A 6,778-nucleotide genomic window follows, 5' to 3' on the forward strand; every position below is an offset into this window, starting at 1 on the left:
CTCTGGGAAAGCGCGACCCAGAATTCGGCAAAATAATGGGGCACAGTTTCCGGTTGAGCTGTCTAACGGAAACTGTGCCCCAGAATGAGCGCTCAAAACGGGCCGGGCTTTCCGCAACAACTGTCTGGCGGAAAGCCTGCCCCAGTTTCTTATAGCGAGTCTCTCTGGATCAGCTGCATGTGCATCACGGAGGTGGTCGGCTCGGCACCCTTGATCATGTCGAGCGCAATGTTGGCGGCCATGTGGCCTTCTTCGCGCAGGGGCTGGCGGACGGTCGTGAGCGCGGGGACGCAGCGCGTCGCAATCTCGTGATCGTCGAAGCCGACGACAGAAACGTCCGCCGGAACGGATAGGCCTGCCTCGTTGAGTGCGGTGATGACGCCAGCCGCGATACGGTCCGATCCGCAGAGCACGCCATCGAAAGCGATCTCGCGCGCGAGAATCTGGTGCATGGCCTGATAGCCGTCTCCGCTGTTCCAGCCGGTATAGATAACGTTTGCGTCTGGGAGGTCTTCGCCCAAGACGGCGCGGTAGCCGCGCAGGCGGTCGGCAACAGCGGGGTTGTCTTGCGGTCCCAACACGGCGACGATATCTTTGCGCCCGCGATCCTTTATGGCGAGTGCCGCAAAGCGTCCGCCCTCTTCGTCGTCGGAGTAGACTGTCGAGAACACATCGCGATAGGGGTGGCCCTCGAGCTGGCCGCACAACACGGTGGGTACGCCCAGCTCGCGCAGCACCTCGAGCAGCTCGCTGCCCTTGTAGGGGGAGACGTCGATCACGGCGTCGAACGAGCGGCGCTCAAAGTGCTCGCGTGCACGGTTGCGCTCATGCGTAGAAGACGCCTGCAAGATAACGGGCAGATAGGACGACTCCGACAGTTCCTCGGTAATGCCGCTCAAAAACTCGCTATAGGTGGGGTCGCTGAAGAGTTCACTCAGGGGCTCGGTCACGAGCACGGCGATGATTTCCGTGCGCCCGACAGCGAGCGCTCGGCCACGAGCGTTGGGGACAAAATTGACTTCCTTGGCCGCCGCGCGGACGCGCCTTTTGGTTTCCTCGCTAATGCGGGGCGAATCGTTGAGAGCGCGCGATGCCGTGGAGCGCGACACGCCGGCAGCTGCGGCAACCTCGGCAAGCGTAGGTGCGGTGCGAACTGGTTGGGTCATGGCGTCTCCTGGAGAATGCGGTCGATGTTGTCGCTGATACGGGCTGGTGCGGATACAGCTTACTATAGTGCGCCTGAACAGCGTTCATGATATCCGGTGACCGGTGTCGTTTTGCAACCAAGCCGCAATCGAATACGTCTCGTATGGGTGAGATATCAGCGGGCGTGGCGGTTGCCTACGAGCTTGAGAACGATGTCTTGCGCTGAGTTTCGATACTCAGGGTGACATAAGTAGCATGGTTGTACAACCGGTTGCACCGTTAATCCGACAAAATCGACCGTTCGGCGGACAACCGGTTGCACAGATTTTTGTACCGCCCGTAAGATAAGGACAACCGGTTGCACAAAGAAGCACTACGATGACGAAGGAGCATCACCATGGACGCCATTAACGATTGGGAAAACCAAGCGCTCACCCACAGGAACCGCCTGGCACCCCATGCGTACTTTATGGGTTACGAGACCGCCGATCTCGCTGCAACGTACAGCCGCGAGCTGTCGCGCGGGTTTGTCCAGCTGTCCGGCTCGTGGCAGTTCCGCCTCTTTGAGGGCCCCGCTGCCGTCTCCAACGAGGAGCTTTCCACGTACAAGCCCGAGTGGGATCACGTGGAGGTTCCGCACCTGTGGCAGGTAGACGGTTATGGCAACCTTGCCTACACCGACGAGGGTTTCCCGTTCCCGGTGGACCAGCCGTTCGTTCCCTCCGACGACCCCACGGGCGTCTATCAGCGCATCGTCAATCTTCCCGCCGTTCCTGCCGGCGCTCGCGAGATCATTCGCTTTGACGGCATCGAGAGCTATGGCGAGCTGTACGTCAACGGCAAGTTTATCGGCATGACCAAGGGTTCGCGTCTGTCTGCCGAGTTCGACGTGACCGACGCGCTCGTCGAGGGCGACAACCTGTTTGCGGTCAAGGTCCTGCAGTACAGCGATGGCAGCTATATCGAGGACCAGGACATGTGGTGGGCATCGGGCATCTTCCGCGATGTGTACCTTATGCAGCGTCCCGCCGCGCACCTGGTCGACTTTAGGTTCCGCACGCACCGCGAGGGCGATGCCGCTCTGATCACGCTCGATACGGTGGCCGAGGGCGCTACCCGCGTTGTGTATACGCTCAGCGATGGCGAGAACGTGGTGGCTACGGGCGAGTGCGTCGACGGCCATGCCGAGTGCAGCGTGACCGATGCCCACTTCTGGAATCCCGAGGATCCCTTCCTCTATGACCTTACGTTTGAGGTCTACGACGGTGACCAGGTCAGCGAGTACGTCCCGCATCGCCAGGGTCTTGCCGAGGTGACGGTCGAGGGCAATCATATCTACCTCAACGGCACTTACTTTAAGATGCATGGCGTCAACCGCCACGATCACGACGATCACAAGGGCCGCGCCGTGGGCCTCGATCGCATGCGCCGCGACCTGGAGCTCATGAAGCAGCACAACATCAACGCGGTGCGCACGTCCCACTACGCCAACGACCCGCGCTTTTACGAGCTGTGTGATGAGTATGGCATCATGCTGGTCGCCGAGACCGATATGGAGAGCCACGGCTTCGAGAATATCGGCAATATCGCCCTGGTGACCGACGACCCGGCATGGGAGCCGGCCTACGTCGACCGCATTGAGCGCCTGGTGATGCAGGAGCGCAACCACGCCTGCATCATTATGTGGTCGATGGGCAACGAGAGCGGCTATGGCTGTAACATCCGCGCGATGTACGCCAAGGCTCACGAGCTCGACGGTCGTCCGGTCCACTACGAGGAGGATCGCAACGCCGATACCGTCGACGTTATCTCCACCATGTACTCCCGCGTGTCGCAGATGAACGACTTTGGTGAGCATCCATTCCCCAAGCCGCGCATCAACTGCGAGTACGGTCACTCCATGGGCAACGGCCCCGGAGGCCTGTCCGAGTACCAGGAGGTCTTCGATCGCTGGGATTGCATCCAAGGCCAGTTTATCTGGGAATGGTGCGACCACGGTTTGGCTGCTGTGACCGAGGACGGCGTTGCCTACGACATGTACGGCGGCGACAACGGCGACTACCCCAACAACAGCAACTTCTGCATCGATGGCATGGTGTTCCCTTGGCAGCAGCCGAGCCCGGGCCTCACTGAGTATGGCCAGGTCATCTGCCCGGTTCGCATGGCTTATGACACCGAGGCGGGCGAGCTGACCGTCACCAACAAGCGTTGGTTCACCACTCTCGAGGATGTCTGCCTGTCGGCCGAGACCCTGGTGGACGGCGACGTGGTCAGCCGCAAGACGCTCATGCCCGGTGCGGTTGCCCCCGGCGAGTCCGTCCAGCTGCCACTGGTGATTCATGAGGCCGCGGTAGGCGAGACCCTACTGACCGTGCGCGCCTACACCATGGCCGCTCACGTCTGGTGCGAGCCGATGTTCCAGCTGGGCGCAAGCCAGTTTGCCATCGCAAACCATTCGGCGCCGGCCATCGCCGCCCCCGTTCGTCCTGAGCTTACGGTCGAGGAGACCGAGCAGGAAATCCGCATTCGCTCCCTCAACGGCGAGCTGACCTTCAGCAAGGTAAACGGTACCGTGAGCGAGTGGAAGGCATCCGGCCGCGACGTCATGGCCTCCGGTCCCCAGGTTGGTTTTTGGCATCCGCTCGTCGATAACCACGCCCAGGAGTATGACTCACTGTGGAAGGACAACTTCATCGATGTGATGCAGACGTCTACCCGCAAGGTTTCTTGGAAGCAGGACGGCAATGCGGTCGTCGTTACCGTGAGCCAGCGTATCGCTCCTCCTGTCCGCGCGTTCGGCATGCGCGTCGAGCTTGTCTACACCGTGCTTCCGAGCGGTCGCGTTGACCTCAAGGTTTCCGGCGAGCCCTACGGTGACTATTCGGACATCATCCCGCGCATCGGTATCTCCTTCGAGGTCCCCGGTTGCGATCGCGCCGTCGAGTGGTATGGCCACGGCCCGGGCGAGAACTATCCGGACTCGCTGCGCGCCAACCCGGTCGGTCATTACCGCACCACGGTCGACGATATGTTCACGCCCTACGTTATGCCTCAGGACTGCGCCAACCGCGAGGGTACCCGCTGGGTTGCCCTGCGCTCCAGCCACGGCGACGGCGTGCTGGTGACCCGTCCGGCCGACGCCGCTTCCAATCCGTTCTCGTTCTCCGCATGGCCCTATAGCTGCGAGGCTATCGATAATGCCAAGCATGTCTACGATCTTGTCCCGGGCGACACGGTTACGGTCAACATCAACGACCAGCTGCTCGGCCTTGGCTCGAACTCTTGGGGTTCCGAGGTGCTCGATTCCTATCGCACCCGTTTTGAGAGCTTCAGCTTTGAGGTGTCCCTGCGACCGCTGACGTCTGCCGATCTGGCTCAGGCGCTGGCACCCATTAAGGAGGCATAAGTCATGCATATCTTTAACTCGCGTGCCGATTTCGACGCCCAGATGAAGTCCGTCAAGAAGTGGATGCGTACCGGTCAGGCACTCGACGGCGTTTCTGAACTGCAGCACGATGTGGCGTACTCTATCGGCGACTCGCTGGTGTATTGGTGGGTGAACGCCCACGAGGCGGCTACTGCCGATCTGGTCGGTCACCGTCGCTACCATGCCGTGCTCGCCCCGCTCGACGGCGACCTGACTGTCGAGGTTGCCCCCAAGGCAGGCCTCACCTGCACCCGCGCCTACAGCGATATCGATGATCGCGAGCGCTTTGAGGGGGCGGGGGAGACCGTGACGATTCCCGCCGGCGGCGTTGCCGTCGTCGAGATCGACGAGGCGTATCGCGTCCTCGCCGACACTGCGGATCCCCGCGTCGTGGTGCTGCACGTGACGGTCGAAGGTTATTCCTTCCCCAACAAGTAGTATTCGTCCACCTGGACGTTTGCTTCGCGCCGTTAAGGGGGATGGCTTTGTTGACTCCCTTTTCCCCATTCCCCTTAGCAGCTGCGCCGTCCGTGTTTGCACTTGCAGCTCGGACGGTTTTAGATGACATTTAACAGATGATTGGGAGGGCTTATGAGCTCTGAAAAACGAGGAACGATTGGTTCGTTCGCTCTGCTGGGCATGACGGTCGCCGCCGTGTTCGGTATCAAGAACATCATCAACAACAACGCGGCCATCGGCTTGGCAGCTGCGCCGTCGTTCTTCTTCGCCACGCTTTTGTACTTTGTCCCCTATACCCTGGTTACCGCCGAGTTCGTCGGCCTCAACAAGGACTCCGAGTCGGGCGTGTACGCATGGGTTAAGACCTCGATGGGTGGTCGCTGGGCGTTCCTGACGGCATTTAGCTACTGGTTCGTTAACCTGTTCTTCTTTGCGTCCGTCCTGCCCAACGTCATCATCTACGCGAGCTACGTGTTCTTTGGTGCCAACGCCGAGCTTTCGCAGCTGTGGATCACCATTATCGAGATCGTCGTCTTTGCTATCGCCACGTGGGTTTCGACCAAGGGCGCTAAGTGGATCGGCTCCATTTCCTCCTTCGGTTCGACCGCGGCTCTCGGCCTGACCGCCGTGTTCATCCTGCTGTCCCTGGCTGCTGCCCTTGGCGGCGTTGAGTTCGCTACGGCTCCTACTCCCGCTAACATGGCTCCCGACATGAGCAACTTCGCAACTGCGTGGGGCTTCTTCGGTACGCTTGCCTGGATCATCCAGGGCGTTGGCGGCGCTGAGTCTGTCGGCGTGTTCCTTAACGACCTTAAGGGCGGCGTCAAGGCCTTCGTGCGCACCGTCGTTATCGCCGGCCTGACCATCGGCCTTCTGTATGCAGGCGCTTCGCTGCTGGTTAACCTGTTCATCCCCGAGGGCGGCGTTGCCATCTCCACCGGCATCTTCGACGTGTTCGGCGCTGTCTTTGCCCACTTTGGCATTCCCATGGAAGTGTCTACGCGCGTCATCGGCCTGATCCTACTCGCCGCTACGCTGGGCTCCCTCATGATGTGGACCTCCGCTCCCATCAAGGTGTTCTTCACCGAGATCCCCAAGGGCGTCTTTGGTAGCAAGATCGTCGAGCTCAACGAGCACGGCATTCCTGCCCGCGCTGCCTGGCTGCAGTTCGCCATCGTCGTCCCCATCCTGATCATCCCGGCCCTGGGCTCCGGTAACCTCGACGACCTGCTCATGATCGTCACCAACATGACGGCTGCCACCGCTCTGCTCCCGCCGCTGCTGATCCTGCTTGCCTACTTTATGTTACGCAAGAACTTCGACGCTGCTCCCCGTGGCTTCCGCATGGGTTCGCGCACCTTTGGCCTGGTCATTGCTGCATTCCTGCTTGTGGTCTTCTGCTTCGTGCTTATCTGCGGCACCATTCCGCTCGATCAGCCGCTGTGGCTGACGCTGGTCTACAACGTTGGCGGTGTGGTTGTCTTCCTGGGCCTTGCCGTGATGTGGTACAACCGCTACATCAACCGCCTGCGCGAGACCGATCCCGAGGCTGCCGAGAGCGAGCTGCGTCCGTCTGTCCTTGACATGATGGAGTAGAAGCTGGGATTAATCTACGGCTGTGGAATAAATCGATTCCCCTTCCTAAGGAGGGGCCTTACGAGGCCCCTCCTTTTGTGTTCAAGACTTTAGTCTGCTGGCCGCGCAGCGGCCAGCTTTAAACCACCCGCTACGCGGGTGGAGACAAAC

4 protein-coding genes are annotated in these 6,778 nt (G+C 60.6%); 3 read left to right on the forward strand and 1 reads right to left on the reverse strand.

All coding sequences use genetic code 11. The features are described 5' to 3' along the window. Positions 1 to 149: 149 nt before the first annotated feature. Complete coding sequence (locus I2D57_RS09670; RefSeq protein WP_195362329.1) at positions 150 to 1,166, reverse strand: LacI family DNA-binding transcriptional regulator; 1,017 nt, start codon at positions 1,164 to 1,166, stop codon at positions 150 to 152. A 377-nt stretch (positions 1,167 to 1,543) separates the two neighbouring features. Between I2D57_RS09670 and I2D57_RS09675 the strand changes: the two genes are divergently transcribed. From I2D57_RS09675 to I2D57_RS09685, 3 genes are all read left to right on the forward strand, one after another. Next, complete coding sequence (locus I2D57_RS09675) at positions 1,544 to 4,552, forward strand: glycoside hydrolase family 2 TIM barrel-domain containing protein (RefSeq protein ID WP_195362330.1); 3,009 nt, start codon at positions 1,544 to 1,546, stop codon at positions 4,550 to 4,552. Between the two features lie 3 nt (positions 4,553 to 4,555). Further along, positions 4,556 to 5,011 carry a hypothetical protein gene (locus I2D57_RS09680; RefSeq protein WP_195362331.1) on the forward strand — a complete coding sequence of 152 codons (456 nt, stop codon included), beginning with the start codon at positions 4,556 to 4,558 and terminating at the stop codon, positions 5,009 to 5,011. A gap of 153 nt (positions 5,012 to 5,164) precedes the next feature. Then, on the forward strand, positions 5,165 to 6,628 hold the full coding sequence (locus I2D57_RS09685; RefSeq protein WP_195362332.1) for an amino acid permease: 1,464 nt from the start codon (positions 5,165 to 5,167) through the stop codon (positions 6,626 to 6,628). Positions 6,629 to 6,778 lie beyond the last annotated feature (150 nt).

Source organism: Collinsella aerofaciens, assembly GCF_015553355.1.
Taxonomy (GTDB): Bacteria; Actinomycetota; Coriobacteriia; order Coriobacteriales; family Coriobacteriaceae; genus Collinsella; species Collinsella aerofaciens_V.